This is a genomic window from Gordonia bronchialis DSM 43247 (assembly GCF_000024785.1).
Classification (GTDB): Bacteria; Actinomycetota; Actinomycetes; order Mycobacteriales; family Mycobacteriaceae; genus Gordonia; species Gordonia bronchialis.
The window spans coordinates 4,529,253-4,551,620 of the sequence record NC_013441.1 but is presented as its reverse complement, the minus strand read 5'-3'; the positions used below and the strand labels follow the sequence as shown (position 1 = coordinate 4,551,620).

The 22,368-nt window shown below is 64.5% G+C and carries 18 protein-coding genes and 3 pseudogenes; 5 read left to right on the top strand and 16 right to left on the bottom strand.

Annotated features, from left to right (window positions below; all coding sequences use genetic code 11):
• Positions 1–61 precede the first annotated feature (61 nt).
• The 7 genes and pseudogenes from GBRO_RS21115 to GBRO_RS21090 all read right to left on the bottom strand — a co-directional run.
• Positions 62–2,071, bottom strand: a pseudogene (locus GBRO_RS21115) (type I restriction endonuclease subunit R); the annotation flags it as partial.
• Between the two features lie 268 nt (positions 2,072–2,339).
• Positions 2,340–2,981 carry a potassium channel family protein gene (locus tag GBRO_RS21110; RefSeq protein WP_012835889.1) on the bottom strand — a complete coding sequence of 214 codons (642 nt, stop codon included), beginning with the start codon at positions 2,979–2,981 and terminating at the stop codon, positions 2,340–2,342.
• A gap of 16 nt (positions 2,982–2,997) precedes the next feature.
• Positions 2,998–4,311, bottom strand: a complete 1,314-nt coding sequence (locus GBRO_RS21105; protein ID WP_052298318.1) for a TrkH family potassium uptake protein — start codon at positions 4,309–4,311, stop codon at positions 2,998–3,000.
• Positions 4,312–4,504: 193 nt separating this feature from the next.
• A complete protein-coding gene (locus GBRO_RS27825; protein WP_440588767.1) occupies positions 4,505–4,594 on the bottom strand; it encodes an Lsr2 family DNA-binding protein in 90 nt (29 codons plus the stop codon).
• A gap of 436 nt (positions 4,595–5,030) precedes the next feature.
• Complete coding sequence (locus GBRO_RS21100; RefSeq protein ID WP_052298317.1) at positions 5,031–5,417, bottom strand: nuclear transport factor 2 family protein; 387 nt, start codon at positions 5,415–5,417, stop codon at positions 5,031–5,033.
• Positions 5,418–5,694: 277 nt separating this feature from the next.
• Positions 5,695–6,531 (bottom strand): F510_1955 family glycosylhydrolase, encoded by an 837-nt coding sequence (locus tag GBRO_RS21095; protein ID WP_041920015.1) that lies wholly within the window; start codon positions 6,529–6,531, stop codon positions 5,695–5,697.
• 135 nt (positions 6,532–6,666) lie between these two features.
• Positions 6,667–6,984, bottom strand: coding sequence for a hypothetical protein (locus GBRO_RS21090; protein WP_012835886.1), 318 nt, complete (start codon positions 6,982–6,984; stop codon positions 6,667–6,669).
• A 235-nt stretch (positions 6,985–7,219) separates the two neighbouring features.
• Here GBRO_RS21090 and GBRO_RS21085 point away from each other — a divergent pair, with 235 nt between their 5' ends.
• The gene (locus GBRO_RS21085) at positions 7,220–8,170 is read left to right on the top strand and encodes a M56 family metallopeptidase (protein WP_012835885.1); all 951 of its coding nucleotides are present in this window, start codon (positions 7,220–7,222) and stop codon (positions 8,168–8,170) included.
• Positions 8,171–8,198: 28 nt separating this feature from the next.
• Here GBRO_RS21085 and GBRO_RS21080 read toward each other — a convergent pair whose 3' ends face one another.
• Positions 8,199–8,852, bottom strand: coding sequence for a DUF305 domain-containing protein (locus GBRO_RS21080; protein WP_012835884.1), 654 nt, complete (start codon positions 8,850–8,852; stop codon positions 8,199–8,201).
• Between the two features lie 269 nt (positions 8,853–9,121).
• Here GBRO_RS21080 and GBRO_RS21075 point away from each other — a divergent pair, with 269 nt between their 5' ends.
• Positions 9,122–10,057, top strand: coding sequence for a M23 family metallopeptidase (locus tag GBRO_RS21075; protein ID WP_012835883.1), 936 nt, complete (start codon positions 9,122–9,124; stop codon positions 10,055–10,057).
• 22 nt (positions 10,058–10,079) lie between these two features.
• On the opposite strand, the gene GBRO_RS21070 is transcribed toward GBRO_RS21075, so the two are convergent.
• From GBRO_RS21070 to GBRO_RS21040, 7 genes and pseudogenes are all read right to left on the bottom strand, one after another.
• A complete protein-coding gene (locus GBRO_RS21070) occupies positions 10,080–10,427 on the bottom strand; it encodes a metal-sensitive transcriptional regulator (protein WP_005195356.1) in 348 nt (115 codons plus the stop codon).
• Positions 10,424–12,586, bottom strand: coding sequence for a copper-translocating P-type ATPase (locus GBRO_RS21065; protein ID WP_007239617.1), 2,163 nt, complete (start codon positions 12,584–12,586; stop codon positions 10,424–10,426). The genes GBRO_RS21070 and GBRO_RS21065 overlap by 4 nt, the downstream gene beginning before the upstream one ends.
• The gene (locus GBRO_RS21060) at positions 12,583–14,940 is read right to left on the bottom strand and encodes a heavy metal translocating P-type ATPase (protein ID WP_012835882.1); all 2,358 of its coding nucleotides are present in this window, start codon (positions 14,938–14,940) and stop codon (positions 12,583–12,585) included. The genes GBRO_RS21065 and GBRO_RS21060 overlap by 4 nt, the downstream gene beginning before the upstream one ends.
• A gap of 62 nt (positions 14,941–15,002) precedes the next feature.
• Positions 15,003–15,962, bottom strand: a complete 960-nt coding sequence (locus GBRO_RS21055; RefSeq protein ID WP_012835881.1) for a hypothetical protein — start codon at positions 15,960–15,962, stop codon at positions 15,003–15,005.
• Positions 15,963–16,054: 92 nt separating this feature from the next.
• On the bottom strand, positions 16,055–16,261 hold the full coding sequence (locus GBRO_RS21050) for a heavy-metal-associated domain-containing protein (protein ID WP_005195294.1): 207 nt from the start codon (positions 16,259–16,261) through the stop codon (positions 16,055–16,057).
• Between the two features lie 103 nt (positions 16,262–16,364).
• A complete protein-coding gene (locus tag GBRO_RS21045; protein WP_012835880.1) occupies positions 16,365–17,633 on the bottom strand; it encodes an MFS transporter in 1,269 nt (422 codons plus the stop codon).
• Between the two features lie 3 nt (positions 17,634–17,636).
• Positions 17,637–18,284: pseudogene (locus GBRO_RS21040) on the bottom strand (pyridoxal-phosphate dependent enzyme); the annotation flags it as partial.
• Between the two features lie 59 nt (positions 18,285–18,343).
• On the opposite strand from GBRO_RS21040, the gene GBRO_RS21030 reads away from it, so the two are divergent.
• A protein-coding gene (locus tag GBRO_RS21030) for an IS3 family transposase (RefSeq protein WP_085950389.1) occupies positions 18,344–19,614 on the top strand; the annotation gives its coding sequence in 2 pieces (ribosomal slippage) (positions 18,344–18,620 and positions 18,620–19,614; 1,272 coding nt in all).
• 16 nt (positions 19,615–19,630) lie between these two features.
• Here the strand turns inward: GBRO_RS21030 and GBRO_RS21025 are convergent.
• Positions 19,631–20,131, bottom strand: a pseudogene (locus GBRO_RS21025) (pyridoxal-phosphate dependent enzyme); the annotation flags it as partial.
• A gap of 243 nt (positions 20,132–20,374) precedes the next feature.
• On the opposite strand from GBRO_RS21025, the gene GBRO_RS21020 reads away from it, so the two are divergent.
• Positions 20,375–21,109 (top strand): response regulator transcription factor, encoded by a 735-nt coding sequence (locus GBRO_RS21020; protein ID WP_005180009.1) that lies wholly within the window; start codon positions 20,375–20,377, stop codon positions 21,107–21,109.
• The gene (locus GBRO_RS21015; protein ID WP_012835879.1) at positions 21,099–22,331 is read left to right on the top strand and encodes a sensor histidine kinase; all 1,233 of its coding nucleotides are present in this window, start codon (positions 21,099–21,101) and stop codon (positions 22,329–22,331) included. The genes GBRO_RS21020 and GBRO_RS21015 overlap by 11 nt, the downstream gene beginning before the upstream one ends.
• Positions 22,332–22,368: the final 37 nt, after the last annotated feature.

Sequence of the window (22,368 nt, the reverse complement as noted above, 5' to 3'; positions counted from 1 at the left end):
GCACACCCGAACATGGGGAAATCCGTGACGGACACACCTGGGGAATTACGTGACCGTCGACAGCCATTTCGTCGGTGTCGCGAATCGTGGTGGGGAGGTCGGCAAGGTTGTCGACGATCTCACGAATCTTGTGCTCGGTCAGCGATTCCCATTCGGTGCGGTCACGGTAGACCTCGACTTGCCGACGCCGTGGTCGGACGAGGAAGTTGTCGAGGTTCATCCCGGCGACCTGGGTGTGCAGGACGTCGGTGATCTCTTCGCGCAACTCGGTGCTTGTGTGGGCGCGGTCCAGCGCCCACACCACATCAGTGCGGACGGTGAACAGCCGCTCCGACAGCGAGTCTGGTAACCGAGCTTCGGCGGGTACGGGGTGCGCGTTGAAGAACTCGACGTTGCCGCAGAGGTCGAAAATGAAGAAGTCGGTCTTGTCCTGTCCTGGCCCGTAGAGGTCTGGGCGGAGGCGGGTGCCGCGGCCGACCATTTGCCAGAACTTGGTCTTGGAGCGAACAGGTTTGAAGAACACCAGGTTGACGACCTCGGGGACGTCGATCCCGGTGTCGAGCATGTCGACCGAGATTGCGATGTGCGGACTCGAATCCGGTTGGGAGAACTGGTCGATGAGGTCTTGCCCGTGGGATACGGCGTGGGTGATGACGGCGGCGAAGTGGCCGTTGTATTGCGGATAGTTGTGGTCGAAACGTTGGGCGATGAAGTCGGCGTGCTTCTGGTTCTTGGCGAAGATGATGGTCTTGCCGAGACGATCACCGCCGGCGACGTGGTGTCCGCGAGTCATGAGGACTTCGAGGGCCTTGTCGACGGTATCGGTGTTGAACAGCCATTTGTTGACTGCCTCGGAGGACACTTCGTCGGGAAACTCGTCGGGGTCGACGTCTTCGCCCCAATCCTCACCCTCCCAGCGCTTCTTCTCCTCGTCGGACAGGTCGTCGTACTTGATGCCCGATCGAGGGAACGCCAAGGGCACCGTCACAGCTCGCGGAGGTACGAGGTAGCGATCCTTGATTGCCTCGTCGAGACTGTAATCATCTGTGGGAATACCTGTTTCAAGATTGAAGAGCTGGTAGGTGTTGTAGTCGACCTCGTCCTTGGGAGTGGCGGTCAGCCCGAGGAGGTAGGAGTCGAAGTATTCGAAGATGCGCCGATACTTCTGGTAGACCGATCGATGGGCCTCGTCGATGACGACGAGGTCGAAGTGCCCGGGGCCGAAGCGTCGTCGGCCGTTATCGAGATCGTTGATGAGCCCCATCATCGTCGGGTATGTCGACACGTACACGCGTCCATCGGTGGTCTTCTCGGTGAGCAGGTTGACCGGTGAAGTGTCTGGCAAGAACGTCTTGTAGGCGTTGACGGCTTGTTTGACTAGGGCTTTGCGGTCGGCGAGGAACAGGATGCGTTTGGCCCAGTTAGCGCGCATCAGCATGTCTGAGAGGGCTATCACTGTGCGGGTCTTGCCGGACCCGGTCGCCATCACCAAGAGCGCAGCCCGCTGTCGTTTGTCCTCGAAGCCTTCGGTGACATTGCGGATCGCCCGCGTCTGATAGGGGCGTTCGACGATCTTCGTGTTGATGTCGACATCGGCAAGCTTCTTGCGGGTGATCCGGCGCTGGATCTCCAGAGCCAACTCGTCACGGGTGTAGAAACCTTCGACTTCACGCGGCGGATAGTTGAGGTCGTCCCACAGCCAGGTGTCGAAACCGTTGGTGTAGAAGATGATCGGACGCTGTCCATGCATCTTCTCCAGGGAATCAGCGTAGAGCTTGGACTGGTGCTGCCCGACGGACGCATCCTTCGAAGTACGTTTGGCTTCCACTACTGCCAGCGGTAAACCGTCGGTACCCCACAGTACGTAGTCGGCAAACCCGTTCTTGCCGTCGGGCATCCCGGTAACCGGGTATTCCCTCACGCGTGGAGCGTCGACATCCCATCCGGCTTCGCGTAGCAGCAGATCGATGATGTCCGTTCGGGTGCGGGCTTCGTCGTAGTCGTGCGTGTCTGCTTGCCCAGCTGCAGCGGCTTGCGCGGCCGCGACCTGTGCGCGTAGGGACATCACCACTCGCCGGGGTTTCAGTACGTCCAGATCCACCCTCCGCCTGGGGTTGGAAAGTCAGTCCGGCCCATTTCCCCTGACTCTTCGCTTCCCGGGCTGCATCGATGCCATGGACGGGCTGTTCACAGACATGGTCCTGGACAGTCACCGACGTCGGCGACGAATCAGCGCGTAAACCCAAGGCGGACAGATTCTTTTCAATGCCACGGATCGCCATTTGTGTATTGAGTGGGGATCGCCCGCGGCCACTGACTGCGAACGGCCGGGTCGTCGGTTAGGCCTGGTTGGCGAAACGTTCGACGTCGCGGACTTGCCCGGAGACGATGATTGTGTCGTCTGCTGCGAGGACGGTATCTGATGTCGCATAGGTGAATCCCTCGCCGGGTCGCTTGATGGCCACCACCGTGACGCCGAACGCGGTACGGATCGCGGTCTCGGACAAGGGGCGACCCACCACAGATGCCGGAGGCGATGTCTTGACCATCGCGAAACCGTCGTCGAACTCGATGTAGTCGATCATGCGTCCCCGAACGAGGTGAGCGACTCGTTTGCCCATGTCGTGCTCGGGTCTGACCACGTGATGTACCCCGATCTGGGTCAAGATCTTCGCGTGAGAGTGGCTGATGGCCTTGGCCCAGATGTTCGGCACCCCGAGGTTGATCAACGCCGAGGCCGTGAGCAGGCTCGCCTCGAGGTCCGAGCCGATCCCCACGACTGCCCTGTCGTATTCGTGGACTGACAACTGGCGCAACGATTCGTCGTCGGTCGTGTCCACCACCGCCGCGTGGGTCAACCGGTGGGCCAGTTTCTGGACGACGGGTTCGCTCGAATCGAGTCCGAGCACCTCGGTGCCCTGGTCCATCAGTTCCAAGGCGAGAGATTTTCCGAAGCGTCCGAGTCCCAGTACGACGACCACGTCGGAGGGTGTCTGCCTAGCCAATGAACGGCCTTTCTGTCGGGAGTTCGTAGCGACGGCCGCGCTGTCGCGCAGCGAGTGCACTGACGAGGGTGATGGGCCCGACCCGTCCGAGGTACATGAGCGCGACCAGAATCAGCTGACCCCATACCGGTAGTGCCGCGGTGATTCCGGTGGAAAGACCGACGGTGGCAAAGGCGGAGGTCACCTCGAACAGGAGGACGTTGAGATCGAAGGAGGTGCCGGCCAGGAGCACCACGGTCGGTACGACGACGAGGGCGATGCCGATTGCGGAGACGGTCAAAGCCTGTCGCTGTAGTCGCGGTTCGATGCGGCGATCGAACACCGTGACTGATTTGTCACCCCGGACCTCGGCGATGATTACGTACAACAGTATGGCGAAAGTCGTGACTTTGATTCCGCCGGCGGTGCCCCCGCTGCCGCCGCCGATGAACATCAAGATGTCGGTGACCAGGAGGGTCGCGTCGTCCATCTGGGCATAGTCGACACTGTTGAAGCCGGCGGTTCGTGGCATCACGCCCTGGAATGCGGCGATCAGGAGTTTCGAACCGAGGCCGTGGTGCTGCAGAGTGCCGAACCATTCGAGCGCGAGAACCGAGCCGAAACCTGCCGCCAGGAGGATTGCGGTCACGCTGACGGTCAGACGGGTGTGCAGGCTCCACCGGCGCGACCTCTGACGTGTGCGGTCCCGTCGAACCCTGCGCCCGATCTCGAAGAGGACAGGGAATCCGAGTCCACCGCAGATGACTGCGATCATCAAGGGCACGCAGATCCATGGGTCCTCGGCGAAGCCGATCATGTTGTCGCTGAAGAGCGCGAACCCGGCGTTGTTGAACGCCGAGATCGAGTGGAAGGTGCCCAGCCACAGCGCACGCAGGGGGTTCTCGTCGTAGCCGATTGCGAATCGGAGGGCCAGGATCGCGGCCGTGACCGCTTCGAACACCAGACTCACCCGCACCACCCCGAAGACCACCGAGCGGACGTCGCCCAGTCCGGAGGACTTGGCCTCGGCGACCGTGTTGAGTTTGGCCTTCAGGCCGATCCGGTTGGCGAGCAAGAGGCCGACCAGCGAGGCCATCGTCATGATGCCGAGCCCGCCGATCTGGATGAGCGCCAGAATCACGCCCTGCCCGAAGCCCGACCAGTACGTGGGGGTGTCGACCACGATGAGGCCGGTGAGGCACGTGGCCGAGGTGGAGGTGAACAGGGCATCCACCAGGCCCGGGCCGGTTCCACCCTGTGACGCGAGCGGCAGCATCAGCAGGATTGTTCCGACCACGATCGCAGCCGCGAACCCGAGCGCGACCATACGGACCGGGGTCAGCAAGGCATGTGCCGCCGCTCGACGGAGTGCACGACGGCGACCACTCGAGTGTTCGGTCACGACCGCCCACGGTAGACCAAGCAATAAGGTTGCCGGTCGCCGCACTACTCGTGCGCGTGGGCCGATACGCGCGCCCCCGGGCGCCCTTGACGCGAGAAGGGCCGGTGATACCTTCCCGTCAGGCGGTGCGGCCACGCGCAGAGACGTCGTAGCCGTTGTCGCGGGCCCACTGTCGGATGGCCTGCGTCCGAGTGCGACGACGCCTCACACTGCCGCCCGCGTGACGCCGGGTTATGGACACTTTTGTCTCCCAACCTCTCTGGAAGAATCTGGAGACCCGCCCGGAAACTCAACCTCCGCCCGGCAGGCGACTTATGTCGACTCGAACCCGAATTACTAGTTCCCCCAGCCGATTTGAAGTGCCGATAACTTAGTTTACGACATTTTAACCCCTGCATATTGCATCAGATGCACATCGCATCCGGTCCCTCGTCCGTGGTCTGGTCGTAGTCACGAACATCACTGTCGGACCGCGACATTCGAGCCCACTCGCTGGTCCCCTCCGGACTATGTCGGACCACGTGCTGCCCGAGCGCACCCAATACCGTAGCTCGCTGACCAGCACAGTTAGCACCGGTGATGCATTGGATGAATCAATGATTCATCGGATGAAACAGGCCAATCGTCACTCGCGACCCTGCCCGTCAATCGCCGACGGGGTCACATATCGTCCCCTGGTGATAGGCGGCCCTCCATGTCGATCCCCGCCGAACCCACAGGGTGCATCGTCGGGACGTTCGCTCCAGCAGCGTCAAGCGGTAGGTGACGAGATAAACGCGATCGGTGAGTGCGTGGCAATGGAAGTCTGTGACCGTCCAAGCGGCATCATCTGGGTCTAGACCCTCGCGATACCGCTGTTCGACGACGTCGAGAACGTGGCTTCGGGTGTACACCGCGCCGGATGCGCCTACCTCGTAGAAGTCCGGCTCGATCAGCGCTTCAACCGCGCGGCGATCAGCTCGGGGCGGGAGTCTGTGGAAGATCGGCTCCAAGGCCTCCAGCTCACGATCTACGTCGCCATGTCCGCTCACGATTCCATCGTCGCAAGAATCGCACCCGCCCTGACACCTGGGCGAGGACGACGACGGTCGGACCGTGCAATATGGAGCGAACGAATATGCAGTGTTACCAGTATGCAGCTACCAGGACAGTCGATTGGCGGGGCCTTCGATGGCCGTCCCCGCCCAAGGCGATCTGACAGAGGGGGGTGCCCGGGCGACCTAGGCGGTTCTCGCGAGGAGTGGGCGAGATCTAAACGCTCTTCCGGATCTCAGTCGCCTCCTTCCTTCGTTGCTCCCCACGAGTCCGTTAGCTGAGCGTGTATAGCGATTGCCCGTTTGCGGCGTATGCAGTTTCGGCGTCTCTGGCGACCAGCGCGGTGACACTGCTGATGGTGCTGCGTTGTTCCCAGTGTGTGCCGTCTGGGCTGCGCCAGACGGTGTTGGCGGTGTCAATGCCCCAGAGCGTGCCATCGGGTGCGGCCGCCAGGAGGGCTAGGGCCGGCGCATCGGGGACGATTGTGAAGGTCTGGGCGTCGTCGGTGCTGTGTTGCAGCCCTGCGGGGGTGGTCGCCCAGACGCCGTGGTCGGTGATCGTGAGTGCTGCTGCGGCCAGGGACGCGCCGGTGGTCCAGCTTGTCCCGTCGTCGGTCGATACGAGCAGGCGGTTGATTCCGTCGAAGCCTACGAGTAGTTGTCCGTTGGTGGCGAGCGCGTGGAAGTCGATTTGGCCGGCCACCGATCTCGGTGTCCATGTCTGCCCGCCATCTTCGCTGGCGACGAGTCCCAGCGGGTTGGGTGCCGAGCTCCGCGGGCTGGGATGGCCGGAGGCGAAGAGCCGGTCAGAGCCGGGTACCCCGGTCAGTCCCATGAAGTCGTCGTCGGAGGCGCCGACCCGGCTGGTGGTTCCGTCTGCGGTGAGGGCGACTACGCCGGTGTGAGTTCCGGCGAGGATGGTGCCGTCGGCGCGGATGTGTAGGGCGTGGAGGTGGTCGAGTTCTGGGGTCAGTGTTGCGACTATCTCTGGTGAGGTTGCCGGCGGGGGTGGGGATGTGGGTTGTTCCTGGGTGGCACAACCGCTCAGCACAGTCAGCGTGGCGATGACTACGACCGCAACAGTGCGGATGGACAGGCTCGAGACAGGCAAGCGGCTAGGACTTTCGTGTGGATAGGGCCGTGTTCGGTGGTGGCGGCGCTGGATGGTGTGCTCGGTGTGGCGGCGAGACCGGGATCGAGGGTCGGTAGAGAGCCACCCTGGCCCTCTGGGGCGTCGTGGTCGTGGTCACGACTTCTGGATGGGGATGGAAGCCTGCGAAGGTTGTTGGCCGCAATGTCTTTGGAGGACGAGGGAGGCAAGGACGGTACCGAGGTGGTGACGCGCCCCGGAGAGGTCGCCGATCGCAGCGAGGTGGCGGACGAGACCGATGTGTGCGGCGAGGTGGCGGCGTCGGTTCGAGGTGACGCTGAGGTGATGGGCGCGGTGGAAGAACTGGTGGGCCGAGTATGGCGTGGGTGCCCGGTAGACGTCGCGCATGGCATGCAGATACTGACGACGGTGGTCGTCCGGGGGCGAGTGCGTCCCCCTCGGGTTCTCGGTCACAGCGCATCCCTCGAACTAGTACGCGCAGGCTGGGTCAACCCGCGTCATCTAACTACTATAGGGCCTAGTAATTGGCGGCGCGGTGGGTGCTGGAGTTGCGGCGTCACGGACGAGCCCCTGGGGCATACTGGCTGGTGGTGCAGGTGGCGGACCGCCGGGAAGGTGTATTGAGCGTGGGTCTCAGCGAGCACGACGGCGGGCGTCGAGGATCGAGGCGAACGATGGGTGAGCATCCATGAGTGCAGCGGTGGTGTTAGTTGTCGCCGCAGGTGTGCTGGGCTGGCTGTGGCCTCGATGGATGGTTCGGGTGCAGGGCCGTATCGATGCTCGTTGGGTGTTGGTGGCCTGGCCGGCCGCGCAGGTCGTGTTTGCGTTGTTGTGGGTGGGAGCTGTTGTGACGCTGGCGGTTCCCGGTCATTTCGGCATCCATTCGTTGTCTGAGGTGGTGTCGTGTCTGCGGGTGTTGTCACACGGCGCATCCCCGCGGGTGGAAGCGATCTCTGGTGGCGTGCTGGCGGTGGTGACCGTGGCAGCGATTGTCCGAGCGGTGACGATCGCGGTGCGATCGGCGGTGCGGATGCGTGTTGCTCGTGAGGAGTATCTTCAGTCGTTGCGGTTGGTGGGCGCCCGCAGTGAGCGCTATCCCGATGTGTGGTGGCTCGCCGACGGGCGGCCGATGGCGTTTTGTCTGCCGGGCAAGGATGCCGGCATTGCCGCCACGACCGGGTTGCAGGCGGCGTTGTCCGGTGAGGAACTCGATGCCGTCGTTGCTCATGAGCGCGCACACCGGCGGCAACGTCATCACACCGTGGTGTTGGCGGCCCGCGCTCTCGGGCGTGCGTTCCCGCTGATTCCGTTGTTCAGCCGCGCGGGCCGTGAGGTCGCCGGCTTGGTCGAGCAAGCCGCCGATGCCCGCGCGGCCCAGCTGGTGGGTGCGCGGGCGGTCTGCTCGGCGTTGGGAACGTTGGCCCGTTCGGGACCTGTAGCGGGCCCGGTGGGTGTGTTGTCGATCAGCGATTCGTCGTCGGTGGGGCCTCGGTTGAGCCGCTTGGACTCCGGTCACCGGTGCCGGTCGCGACGTCATCATGTGGGTGCTGCCGCGGCGGTGGCTGGTGTGGTGGCGGTGCCGACCACGCTAGCGGTGTCCGGTGTCGTCTCGGCGATGGTGATCGCGATGTGTGTGTAGCCGAGACCGACCCGGGCAGGTCCGACCGCTAGGGGTTGTTGAGAAGCTGCTGCATCCTCGCAATTTCGCTCTCCTGATCAGTGACGATCTGACGTGCCAGAGCGATCGCCTCGGGCGATTGGCCGTCTTGAATCTCGGTCTTGGCCATGGCGATGGCGCCGCGATGGTGTTCGATCATCTGCGTCAGGAACAGGCGCGACGCCTCGGCTCCTTGCGCGTGGCGTAGCTGCTGCATCTGTTCTGGCGACATCATGCCCATCATCGACGGCATCGGGGAGGAACCCGGCGCCATCGACGTACCCATGTCCATGTTGTGTCCCTGGCCCTCGAGTGGGGCTCCCCATTGCTTCAGCCACGACTGCATCTGCTCGATCTCAGGCTGCTGAGCGTCTTTGATCTGCTGGGCCAGACTGACGACCTGGGGGTTGATGTTGTCCTTCTCCAACAGGATGTCGCTCATCATGATCGCCTGGGTGTGGTGCGGGATCATCTGCTGGGCGAACGAGATGTCCGCGCTGTTGTGTTCGGCAGAGGCCGCCGCTGACGATTCGGTACTGACCGTGCTGGTACCCATCCCCGACATCGAGGAATGATCCTCAGTCGAGGTGTCCGAACACGCGGCCACCACTGTCAGAACAGCCGCCGCGGCAGCAACGACGACACCGGTTCGTGTGACTCTCATCGATCTCCTCCTCAAGAGTGATACTTCGCCACCGCCCGGCGGCGCTTCGATAACAATTCTACTAACACCGATAGTAGTTAGTCGCCTGCCCGGCACCCACAAAACGGGCGGTGAACTGCGCAAACAAAGCCGCTAATGCCTGATTAGTTCGCTTCGTAGTGGAGCCGCGTGTGACTGGTGGGGCACAAGTGACTTGTGGTGTGATCTCGCGGGTACACGCATGGCACTCGTGCGTGGGTCTACGACGTCCGCGGGAAAGGTCCGACCGCATGCAGATGGTGTTGACATCGCTACGGGTCAAGGCGGGGCAGCAGTGGGGCCCCAAAGCGCTGGGGGTGGCAGCGGCGGTGTGCGTGGGCGTTGCGCCTGTGATTGCCACCGCACCGGCGGCGGCCTCGACCGATGGACATGTGGCCGGGGAGCTGATCGCGATCGTGCAGGACTCGGTGAAGGCCGCTTTGGGTGGTGCCGCGGCGGCGAATTTGGGGAAGCCGATCACGCAGACGGCGTCCTGCCTGGGCGCTCAGGCCCAGTCGGGCAGCGTCGGCGATGCGGGCAGTGCAGCCGCACTGCAGTGCTTCGGCACGTTTTCGCTCATTGATCCGATAGACGGGTTCCGGATCATCGACGCGTTACCGCTGGCTCGGCTGGTAGCCACCCTGATCGCCGCAATCGTGCCGCACGATCCGAACGAGCCGCATGGCCCCCAGCCGCAGGAACCCGGAACGCCGACACCGCTGCTGCCCGGTAGTGGCGGTGCGGTGGCGCCGACTGCGGGCGAGATCACGTCCACCTTCGGTGACGGACGGGGCCATCAGGGCATTGATATCGGCAATGATCTGGGCGCGCCCATTGTCGCGGTAGCTGACGGGGAGGTCATCACCTCCGGACCTGCCGAGGGGTTCGGGTTGTGGATGCGGATCCGGCACGATGACGGCACGATCACCACCTACGGCCACAACGACGAGAATCTGCTCGAGCAGGGCGCGCGAGTACGGATGGGCCAATCGATCGCCACAGTGGGCAACCGTGGGGTCTCGACCGGCCCGCATCTGCATTTCGAGGTTCTCGACCCGACGGGAGTCAACGTCGATCCGGCACAGTGGCTGGCCGATCGCGGGGTGGTTCTGGCGATGGCCGCTGATGCAGACGCCCGCGCGCCGGGGCCGGTGGTGCCGCAGCGGGTCGGCGAACCACGCCTGTGACGAACCCGGCGTGGTGGGTGGCTCAGGAACGAACGAGGCGAGCGATGGCCGCCGAGGCTTCAGCGATCTTCTCCTGCGCCTCGTCCCCGCCGGCGTGGGCGGCATCGAGCACACAGTGGGTGAGATGGTCGTCGAGCAAACCCAGCGCGACCCCCTCCAGCGCCTTGGTCAGCGCCGAAATCTGGGTCAGGATGTCGATGCAGTACTGCTCCTCGTCGACCATCCGATAGATACCTCGGGATTGCCCCTCGATGCGCTTGAGGCGGGCCAGGTATTTGCCCTTATCGCTGATGTAACCGTGGGAAGAGTGTTCCGAGGCAGAGGATTCTTCCGGGGTGGAGGATTGTCCCGGTGCGGACGCAGCGGTCATGGACTCACCTTCTCAATGGATCTCGGTCGGTTGTGCTGCAGTCCACGCACTGTACTCGCGCCTGGCTGCAGGTCGAGTCGGCGTAACAGTTGCGCGTTGAGTGCGACCACGACCGTCGAGGCTGACATCAGAATCGCTCCGACCGACATCGGCAGGACGAACCCGATGGGCGCGAGAATTCCGGCGGCCAGCGGTACAGAGATCAGGTTGTATCCCGCTGCCCACCACAGGTTCTGCTTCATTTTTCGGTAGCTGGCGTCCGACAGCTCGATGACCGACAGCACCGAGCGGGGGTCGTCGCTGGCGAGGATGACCCCGGCCGAGGCGATCGCGACGTCGGTGCCGGCCCCGATCGCGATGCCCACATCGGCCTGGGCCAGGGCGGGGGCGTCGTTGACGCCGTCGCCCACCATCGCCACCTTGCGGCCTTCGTGCTGCAGTTCGGCCACCTTGCTGGCTTTGTCTTCCGGCCGTACACCGGCGAACACCCGATCGATACCGAGGTCGTGAGCGACGGTGTGCGCCACTGCTTCGGCGTCGCCGGTAATCATCACAACCTCGACCCCGCGGGCGTGCAGCACCTCGACGGCTTGGCGGGATTCCCCGCGCACCTCATCAGCAAGTTTGAGAGCTCCAATCAGCTCAGTGTCGCGGGTGACATGCAGGATGATTGCGCCGTCGGCGCGCCAGCGATCAGCGATGGCCAGTTCCTGATGGCCCTGTTCCTCGAGCATGCGGGGCCCGCCCACCCGCACTGTGGCGCCCTCGACGCGAGCGGTCACACCGACCGCCGGTGACGAGGTGAAGTCGGTGGCCGCCGGCACCGGCCGCGCGCGGTCTCCGGCAGCTGCGACAATCGCTCGCGCCAACGGGTGCTCACTGTCGGCTTCGGCGCTGGCGGCCAGGGCGAGCACGGTGTCCTCATCGACGCCGTCGGCGGCCGCGATCTCGATGACCGTGGGCTCACCCTTGGTCAGGGTTCCGGTCTTGTCGAACAGCACCGCATCCACAGTGCGCATGGCCTCAAGTGCCAACCGGTCTTTAACCAGCACGCCGCCGCGGGCGGCGCGTTCGGTGGCAATGGCCACCACCAGGGGGATAGCCAAGCCGAGTGCGTGCGGGCAGGCGATGACCAGCACGGTGATGGTTCGAATCACCGCCTGGTCGGGTTGGCCGATGACCGTCCACACGATGGCCGTGATGATCGCTGAGCCGAGCGCGAACCAGAACAGCAGCGCTGCAGCGGAATCGGCCAGCCGCTGGGCGCGGGAGGTGGAGTTCTGCGCGTCTGCCACCAGGCGCTGAATCCCGGCCAGCGCCGTGTCATCGCCGGTGGCGGTGATCTGGACCCGCAGCCCCGAGTCGGTGGCCACCGTGCCGGCCACCACCTGATCGCCGATGCCGCGGCGCACCGTGCGCGATTCTCCGGTGACCATGGATTCATCGAGCTCGGCCGAGCCGTCTACGACGCGACCGTCGGCCGGCACGCTGGCCCCCGGGCGCACGATCACCACATCTCCGACCTGCAGCTCACTGGGAGCAACCGTGGTGATCTGGTCGCCATCGACGCGTTCGGCCTCATCGGGCAGCAGCGCGGCCAGCGAGTCCAGGGCCGAGGTCGTCTGGGCCAGCGACCGCATCTCGATCCAATGCCCCAACAGCATGATCACGATGAGCAGCGCCAGTTCCCACCAGAAGTCCAGTTCGTGGTGCAACACACCGATGCTCGCACCCCAGGACGCCACGAAGGCCACCGTGATCGCCAAGGCGATCAACAGCATCATTCCCGGTGCACGCGACCGCAGTTCTGAATAGGCGCCTACCAGGAACGGCCGCCCACCCCAGCAGTACATCACCGTACCCAGCACCGGTGAGACCCACTTCAACACCTCACCATCGGGTAGGTCATAGCCGATGAGCATCGCGAACATGGGCGAAAAGGCCACGACCGGCACAGCCAGGGCCAGCATGATCCAGAACAGCCGCCGGAACTGCCCGACGTGATCACCATGCCCCCCATGCCCAGCGTGATCATGGTCTGCGCGGGCGCGCTCAGCATGGTGATCGTGGTGGTTGTGTGACGCTGCGGCGAGTTGGCCGTGGTGGCGTTCATCGGCGGCGTCGTGACCGACGTGCTCAGGGGAAGAGTGCTCGTTCATGCCGCTACCTTATACCCCTGGGGGGTATACGTCGAGGGGTTGGTGGGTGGAACTGTGGACGATGAGTGGGGCGGGCTGGTGAAGGCGCGCAGCCGCAGGCTGTTGCTGACGACGAACACGCTGGACAACGCCATGGCGGCCCCAGCCAGCATGGGGTTGAGCAGTCCCAGCGCGGCCAGCGGTATCGCGGCGACGTTGTAGGCGAATGCCCAGAACAGGTTCATTTTGATCGTTTTCAGAGTGGTGCGTGCCAAGGCGATCGCGTCGGCGGCAGCGTTGAGGTCGCCGCGGACCAGGGTGATGTCAGCGGCATGCATGGCGGCGTCGGTGCCGGTGCCCATCGCCAGCCCGAGATCGGCGTGGGCCAGGGCAGCGGCGTCGTTGACGCCGTCGCCGATCATGGCCACAACCTTGCCGTCGGATTGCAGGTCGGTGATGACGGCGGCTTTGTCGGCCGGCAAGACGTTAGCGATGACGGTGTCGATACCGACCTCAGCGGCCACGGCATCGGCGACGGTCTGGTTGTCGCCGGTCAACAGGATGGGCGTCATACCCAGTGCGGCGAGCCGGGCGATGGCGTGTGCGCTGGTGGGTTTGATCGCATCGGCGACCGCCAGGACCGCATGGGCGCGGCCGTCCCAGGCGACGAGTACGGCGGTCTGTCCGGCTTCTTCGGCGGCGGTCTGCGCCTCGTTGAGGTGAGGGTCATCCACGGCGATGCCGTGTTCGGCCAGCAGCGTCGGACGCCCGACGGTGACCACACGTCCCTGGACCAGACCGCGCACGCCTCGACCTTCGAAGTTGCGGAAGTCGTCGACCTCGTCGAGCGGCCCGACTTCGGCGGCTGCACCAGCAGCGATGGCGGCCGCGACGGGGTGCTCGGAGGCATTCTCCACCGCCCCCGCGAGGGCGAGCACGTCTTCGCGAGTGGTGGAGGGAGCAGTGGTGACCTGGACGAGTGTCATCTGTCCCGTGGTGACCGTGCCGGTTTTGTCGAGGACAACGGTGTCGACGGTTCGGGTGGATTCCAGGACTTCGGGGCCTTTGATCACGATGCCGAGTTGGGCTCCGCGGCCGGTACCGACCAGAAGTGCGGTCGGGGTGGCCAGTCCCAGAGCGCAGGGGCAGGCGATGATCAGCACAGCGACCGCGGCGGTGAACGCCGCTTGCAGGGGATAGCCGGCGCCGATCCACGCGCCGAGGACAGCGATGGCGACGGCGATGACCACCGGCACGAAGACACTTGAGATCCGGTCGGCCAGTCGCTGGGCGTGGGCTTTGCCGGTCTGGGCGCGTTCGACCATCGCGGCCATTTGCGCGAGTTGGGTGTCCGCTCCCACGCGGGTCGCCCGCACCCGCAGGTGCCCGCCGGCGTTGACCGTTCCGCCGGTCACGGTGTCGGCGGGGGCGACCTGGACTGGCATCGACTCGCCGGTGACCATGCTGGCATCGACTGCCGAGGTGCCGGACACCACCACACCGTCGCTGGCGATCTTCTCGCCGGGGCGCACATTGAACTCGTCGTCAATGGCGAGCTCGCCGATCGGGATCCGATGCTGGTGGCCGTCCCTGATCACTGTGACGTCTTTGGCGCCCAGCTCCAACAAGGCCCGCAACGCCGCACCGGCGCGCCGTTTGGACCGCTTCTCGAAGTATCGGCCGGCCAGGACGAACATCGTGACCCCCGCGGCTACCTCAAGGTAGATGTTGCCTGCACCGTCAGAAGCGCTGACCGTCAGGGTGAATCCGTGGGTCATGCCTGGTTGTCCGGCGGTGCCGAAGAACAACGCATACAACGACCACAACAGCGCCGCGGTGGTGCCGACCGAGATGAGGGTGTCCATGGTGGCCGCACCGTGGCGCAGGTTGAGCAACGCGGCGCGATGAAACGGCCATGCCGCCCACACGATCACTGGCGCGGCCAACGTCAACGACGCCCACTGCCAGTAGGTGAACTGCAACGCCGGGACCATTGCCAGCGCGATCACCGGTACCGAGAGAACCACCGCACCGATCAGTCGGTGACGCAAGGCCACGAGCTCCCCGTCGTCGTCCGAAGGGTCATCGTCGGGGGCGGCACCTTTGGTGGGAGTGGCGGGCAGCGCAGCGTGGTATCCGGCCTGTTCGATGGTCTCGATCAGCAGGTGTGGGTCGACACCGGCGGGTGCGCTGACGTGAGCTTTTTCGGTGGCGTAGTTCACCGAGGCGCTCACTCCGTCGAGTTTGTTCAGTGTGCGTTCGATGCGTGCCGCGCACGATGCACACGTCATGCCCGACACGGCGAGTTCGATATCGACGGCGCCTGTCTGCTCGGCGGTGGCCGCAGGTGGGTGGATCGGAGCTGAGGTGGTCATGGGGGGGTTCCTCGTTGGGTGAATGCCTCGGCGCAGTGCCCCGGGTGGCGCTGGTCAGCGAGTTAGTGTCCGGCGTGCGGATCGGCCGAGGGGGCCGTGGAGTCAGGTGTCGGGGCCGGGGCGCCGGTGGGGACGTCGAGAACGAAGGTGGCGGTATGCACAGCGCCCTGGACCTGGAAGTCGAGGTAGAGCAGATAGCGGCCCGGGGTGGGGGCGGTGGTGGCGAAGCGGACCTGTGGTCCCGCGAGTTGACCGGCAGTCGGTGCCGCGCCCTCAGGGTGAACATGCAGGTAGGCCAGGTCACCCTGTCGCAGGGCCACCAAGTGACCGAAAGCGCCCAGATACGGCTGCAGGGTGGTGACCGGTTGTCCTGCTCGGCGCACGGTGACGGTCAGTTCGGACTCGACGCCCGCGCGCAGATGACCGGCCAGCCCGATGTCGAACCCGTCGACGGATGACTGTCGTGATTCGGCGGCGGGTGGGGCCGGCTGGTAGTCACCGCTGACTTCGACGGTGCTGGTGAGGGTGAGGGGTTGGCCGGTGGCGGCGGGCACGAAGTCGGCGTAGATCCGGTAGCTGCCTCCCGTCGCCCACTGCCAGGGCAGCGTCCAGCGCCCTTCGGGCGAGAGAGTGGGGTGCACGTGTCGGAAGTGGGTGCCATCCGCGCGGACGACGATCAGGTGCAGCTGCTTGTCGTGCTCGGTGGCGAAGTCGGTGACCGCGGCCCCGGCGGCGTCGAGGATCTCAAAGCTCAGCGGTGCCTGCACCCCGGACGCATGGGGTGCCACCACATTCCCCAGGATGAAGCCGGCTGCTGCCATCGAAACTCCGCGAACCTGATCGGCCCCCGGAGACGAGGCGGATGTTCGCGACTGTGGTGCAGCATTGTGATCGGCATGGGCGGACTCAGCCGGGGAGGTCGACGCCCTGTCGGGAGCGACACCAGCGGCGATGGCGTACGCCGCAGCGAAAACTATCAGCAGGGCCGCGGCGAAGACGCCGAGCTTGGTTGGAACATTCATCGCTGGATTCCTGTCATCGGTGGTGGCGACACCCACGCCGCCCGGGAGAGGCTGAAGTCGCCAGTGGGGCAGACACTTCAGCCCCTCGTCGGCTACTGCGCCAGGTGGTAGCCGGCCTCTTCGATCGCGCCGCGGATCGCGTCGGCCTCGATCGGGGCCGAGCTAGAGATGGTGACTCGCCCGCTGGCCACGTCGACGTCGACGTCAGTTACGCCGGCCAGTGCGCCGACTTCTTCACGCACCGACGCCGCGCAGTGCCCACACGTCATTCCGGAGACGATCACTGTCGATGTGCTCATGAGATGTGCCCTTTCGGTACAGCAGTGGTGCCAACGACCCTCAGGGGGCCTGTCGCTGTGGCGTCTCGCCACACCACCGTTATACCTTACCCCCCTAGGGTAATCAATGGGTTGTGGTGGGCTGAGCTTCGGTGGGGGCGGCGACACTGAGCCATCCGCGGCGGTGCAACAGCAACAGGGCAGACGCCGCCGCCATGCCGGTGAGGACTAGAGCGATCCACACCAGTTCGGGCATGTCGCGGGTGGTGGCCGCGCTGAACAGCCACCCGGTCGCGGCGTTGCCGAGCAGAATCCCGATCCCGACGATGGTGTTGTAGAGCCCGTAGTGGGTGGCGACAAGCGTGCCGCGGGCCAGTCCCACCACCGTGTCCATTTCGAATGGGAACACTGCTGCGGTGGCGGCGGCGAGCAGAGCTGCGGTGAGTAGCAGGGCGGCGATGTTGAGGGCGATGTTGCGCTGATGCGTTGCGGTGCTGGCGACTAGGGGCAGGAAAGCTGCAGCCATCAGCGTCATTCCCACGCTCAGGCTGCCGGTGCTGCCCCAGCGGTTGCCGAACCATGTGGTGATGCGTAGCTGGCCGGCGATGGCCACCAGACCGGTCACCACGAACATTGCGGTGACAACACTGGTGGCGAGGGTGGGGTTGTCTGCTATGCGGTCGGCATGTAGGGGCAGGGCGAGGTAGATCTGGAAGGACAGCACGTAAGAGCTGGCCATCGCCGCAGCGAAGAGCAGGAATCGCCGGTTACGGACGACGCTGCGCCAGTCCTGAATGATTGAGGTGCTGCTCGGGGCAGGTGTTGTTGCGGGTAGCGCTTTGATCTGCACGAGGGTCAGGACCGCGAAAACTGCTGCCGCACAGAGAGAGGTGAGCCGGAAGTCCAGGGCGGTCAGGGCTAGTCCGACCAGCGGCCCGAGCAGGATCCCGGCCTGGTAGAACACGTTGAACACGGCGAATGCTTCGATGCGGCGCTCACCGGCGTCGCCGGCCAGGTAGGCCCGTACGGCGGGGTTGAACAGCGCCCCGGCGAATCCCGTTGCCGCCGAGGCGATCAGGATCGCCGGCAGCGAACTGACCAGGGCCAGTAGGACGAATCCGATGACCCTCATCAGGCATCCGGCGATGATGAGCGGTTTGTAACCCCAGCGGTCAGCGAGTGTTCCCCCGATCAGGAACATGCCCTGTTGGGAGAAGTTGCGTATCCCCAGGACCAGGCCCACTGCCCATGCGGCCAGGGCCAGCGGGCCGGCGAGGTAGGCGGCGAGGTAGGGCATGAGCATGTAGAAGCCGAGATTGATGGTGAACTGATTGACCATCAGCACTTGGCTGGGGCGATCGAAGCTGCGGAAACTGCGGTAGAGGCGTCGCATAGATCAGCTCGTGGGCTCGGCGTGCGGCACGCAAGTGGGGTCGATGATGGTAGGGCACCGCGTCCAGCTGCTCGCGACCTGAGTGAGCGGATCGCTGATGGTGCGGGGTTCAGTGGGCGGCGCCGGGGCGCCGATCAGGTCGTGAGCGCGGCAGTACTCATCGTTGTAAATGGTTCAGTAGTAGCGAGCGGGGCCATCGGGGAACACCGCCGCGATGCGCGTATCGGCCGAACGAGTACGCGCCAGCCAGCCCGAGACCAGGGCCACCGCGCCCACGCTCCAGCCGCCGGTGGCGTAATGCGTGGCGGCCAGGGTGCGACATGCCCAGACTGCCTCGGCCGGCGCCACCCAGTGCACCTCACTGAACTGGTCATAGGCAACGTTGCGGGGGTAGATACTCGAGCCGAGTCCCCGCATAATCCGTGACTGTGCCGGCTGGCCGAAAATCGTCGAGCCAATGGTGTCTACGCCCACAACCTCCAGCTCAGGGTTGAACTGCCGCAGAGTATGAGCCACACCGGCTGAGTGCCCACCGGTGCCCACCGAGCACACCAGCACATCGATATGTCGCAGCTGCGCGATCAACTCCACACCCAACGAGCTGTAACCGGTCACGTTGTCGGGGTTGGAATACTGGTCGGGACACCACGCAGTGATCCGTCCCGGTGTTTCCGGAGGGTTCGTCTCAAGGGAGAATGAAACCTATGGCAGTGGCAGGATCGAAGCGATACTCGGATGAGTTGAAGCGCGACGCGGTGGACATGGTCGAGCAGTTGGTGGCTCAGGGGTCCACCGAGTGGGCGGCGATGGGCAAGACTGCGGATTTGCTCGGAGTCGGCTCGGCGGAGACGGTTCGCCAGTGGGTGCGCAAGGCGCCGTCGGGCGCCGCCAGCGCGCCAGCCAAGGCCGATAGCGAGGAGATTCGACGACTCAAGCGCGAGGTGGCCGAGCTCAAACGAGCGAACGGGATCCTGAAGGCGGCGTCGGCTTTCTTCGCGGCCGAGATCGACCGGCCACACCGCTAATTGTGGAGTTCATCCGCACTCACCAGGGACACCAGGTGGGTGCGGATGGCCTTGTCTGGGGCGTCGATTCGATGTGCGCCGTGCTCTGCGAGCATGGTATCCACATCGCCCCGTCCACTTACTATGATCACATCAACCGCGGGCCGAGCGCCCGCATGTTCGCCGATGCGCAGGTCATCGATGCGATCTTCGCTTTGCGCCGGAAGCGACCGCTGATGCGGGTTCTGGGTTCACGCAAGACATGGATAGTATTGCGCAGCAGTGGTATTGATGTTGCTCGATGCACTGTTGAACGAGTGATGCGGGAGATGGGATGGCATGGCGCGAGTAAGAAGAAGCGAGTGCGTACGACCATCCCTGATGCGGCAGCGTCGCGGCCGGCGGATCTGGTCGACAGACAGTTCTATGCTGCGGCACCAAATCGGTTGTGGGTAGCCGATTTTACCTACTGCCGCACCAAGTCGGGGTGGGCGTACACGGCGTTCGTCATCGATGTGTTCGCCCGCAAGATTGTCGGCTGGAAAGTGGCCTCGGAAATGACAGTGAACCTGGTTACCGATGCCATCAACAACGCGATAGACAACCGAAAGCGTTGCGGTGTAGTTGATTTAACGAGACTCATACACCATTCAGACGCGGGATCGCAGTACACAGCGATTGTGTTCGGGCAGCGGTTGGCCGAGGAAGGCATCGCGGCTTCTATTGGCAGCGTTGGGGATAGCTACGACAACGCGCTCGCGGAGTCGGTGAACTCTGACTACAAGAACGAACTCGTCGACAACCAGCCGCGATTTCACGGCGCGACCGAACTGTCACTGGGCACGGCCGAATGGGTGGCGTTCTACAACCGTGAACGCCCACACAGTTACTGCGACGACCTCACCCCCGACCACGCTGAGCGACTCCATTACGATCACATGCGCACCCTCAATCCGGAGGGGGCACTCACAACCTGAGCTCTCCGGAAAAGCCGGGGTGGATCACAGCCTCGTCGCGCTCGAGCAGGGTGCGCACGCGGTCGCGGCGGGCTTGTTGCCAACCCCCGACCGGATGGGGATCGCTGACGACATCGACCTGGGCGCCGTATGCGGCGAGCATCTGCCGCAAGATCGGTTCCAGTCCTGGATCGGTCACCAAGGTCACCGGATGCCCGAACACGATGCCCGCTAAAGCCAGGCCTAATCCCAGTGTCCCACTAGTTGATTCGATGATCCGCGCCCCCGGGGCCAGCTCTTCACGGGCGCGGGCGCGTTCCACCATGTGCAGCGCAGGCCGGTCTTTCATACCACCGGGGTTGAAGCCTTCCAGCTTGGCCCAGAAGCCGCGCCCGTGCTCGGCGAAGGGTTCCTCGATGCGCAACACCGGGGTGCCGCCCACCAGCTGACGACTCAGCCCAGCACGGGGCGACGCGGCTTCGGCGGGGAAGGTACTGGCGAATGGATCACTGGTGGTGAGGCTGTAGGAGACAGTCACACGGGCATCCTCTGCGTTGTTGAACAGGACGCCGCCGGGCAGAAATCAGATCATCAGTGTGAGAGGGAACTGTGTCGTAACGTTCCACCCGGCGACACCGCCACCTTGCCCACCGAACCTCAAGGCTGATCGGCAGCGTGGATCAAGATCTGCTCAAGAATGCCCACGAGGTTGGATGATCGTGTAGACCACCGCCACCATAGGAGCGTGCCCCAAGATCGCAACGTCGTCGACGACCTCCATATGCCGGTGGTCCGACCACCGCACGGTCTGCACGCCCTGGTGATCGAAGATGAGCCCGACATTGCCGAAGTCGTTGCTGACTACCTGCAGCGCAGCGGATTCACGGTCACCGTTGCGCCCGACGGCCAGGAGGGAGTCGCCGCCGCACGCACGGCGAGTCCGGCAGTAGTCATCCTCGACCTGGGCTTGCCGTCACTCGATGGCGTCGAGGTCTGTCGACAGTTGCGCACCTTCACCAACGCCTACATCGTGATGGTCACGGCCCGCGCGGACGAAGTCGACACAGTCGTTGGCCTGTCGGTGGGGGCCGATGACTACCTCACGAAACCATTTCGCCCTCGTGAGCTGATGGCGCGCATCGACGCCATGCTGCGCCGACCACGGCCGACCCCAACCGGCGAGTCGCACCCGCGGACGATAGGGGAGCTCACCCTCGACCCTCAGGGTCGTGAAGTCCAGGTGGAGAGCACACCCGTGGAGCTGACTCGGACTGAGTTCGACGTTCTCGAAGCGCTCACGCGGCGGCCCGGTGTTGTGTTCAGTCGAGAGCAACTGCTCACCGAAATCTGGGGACCCGACTGGGTCGGCGATGCCCACGTCGTCGAAGTCCATGTCGCCAGTCTGCGCCGCAAACTCGGTGACAGCGCCGTAGCCGGCCGATTCATCCGCACCGTTCGCGGAGTGGGCTACCGGATGGGTGACGGCCAACCTCGAGGAGCCAGCGATGAACGATGAACGTCGACGGTTACGTATCCCCGGCAGCTTCGGCTCCCGGCTCATGCTCGCTCAAGCTATCGTCATCGCCGGCGGCGGCATCAGCGTCGCGATCGTGGCACTATTCGTGGCTCCACACACCTTCCACGACCACCTCGGCCAAGCTCGCCTCGAGCCAGGGTCAGTTCAGGCCGACCATGTCGAAGCCGCGTTCACTTCCTCGATCGTCGTCTCAATGTCTGCCGCATTGATCACCTCGACGATCCTGGCCACGGCCGTCAGCTGGTTCCTGGCTCGCCGCGTACAACAGTCAGTCGCCAGTGTCGCCCGCTCAGCCGTGGCTATTGGCGCCGGCAACTACCGCACGCGCGTACCCGATCGCCAGCTCGGCACCGAGTTCACCCAGCTCAGCCGAGCTATCAACCAACTTGCACAACGGCTGGATTCACAAGACGACATCCGTAAGCGGATGCTGTCAGACCTTGCCCACGAACTGCGCACCCCACTGACCACCATCGGCGCGATCACCGACGCCATCGAAGACGGAATCCGGGCTCCCGACTCACAGACCTTTGACGTCGTGCGCACCGCCACCACCCGCCTGCAGCGTCTCGCCGAGGACATCGCGACCGTATCCAGCGCCGACGAGCATCAGATGCCCCTCCACCCGGCGACGATCACTGTCAACGAACTGCTCATCGCGACCTACGAAGAAGCCGCCGACCTGTTCACCGACGCCAAAGTCACGCTAGGCATCGTCACCACCGCCGCGCGCGTACACATCCATGTCGACGCCGAACGAATGAGCCAAGTACTGCTCAATCTGCTCACCAACGCGCTGCGACACAGCTCCCCGGGCCAGCGAGTCGTAGTGAAAGCCGACACCGCCCCGGCACACGCGGTGCGCATCAGCGTCGTCGACTGCGGTGACGGCATTCCCCCTCAACACCTTCCACACATCTTCGACCGCTTCTACCGCACCGACTCCTCACGCACCAGAGACGCCGGCGGCAGCGGAATCGGCCTCACCATCGCCCGCTCTATCGTCGAAGACCATGGGGGCACCTTGCTCGCCGAAAGCCTGGGAGCCGGACACGGAGCCACCTTCACCATCACGTTGCCGACCACCACCCGACGTCACATCCACCGCAGCACCCCTGGAACCGAATTCTCCGTGGCCTTCAAACACCGCCCGCGTCGCGGCGCTGCCGATGCGCTCCAACGGGACCAAGCTACTAACTGAGGTAGTCCGTCGTAAGATTGACCCGCATCTAGAGATG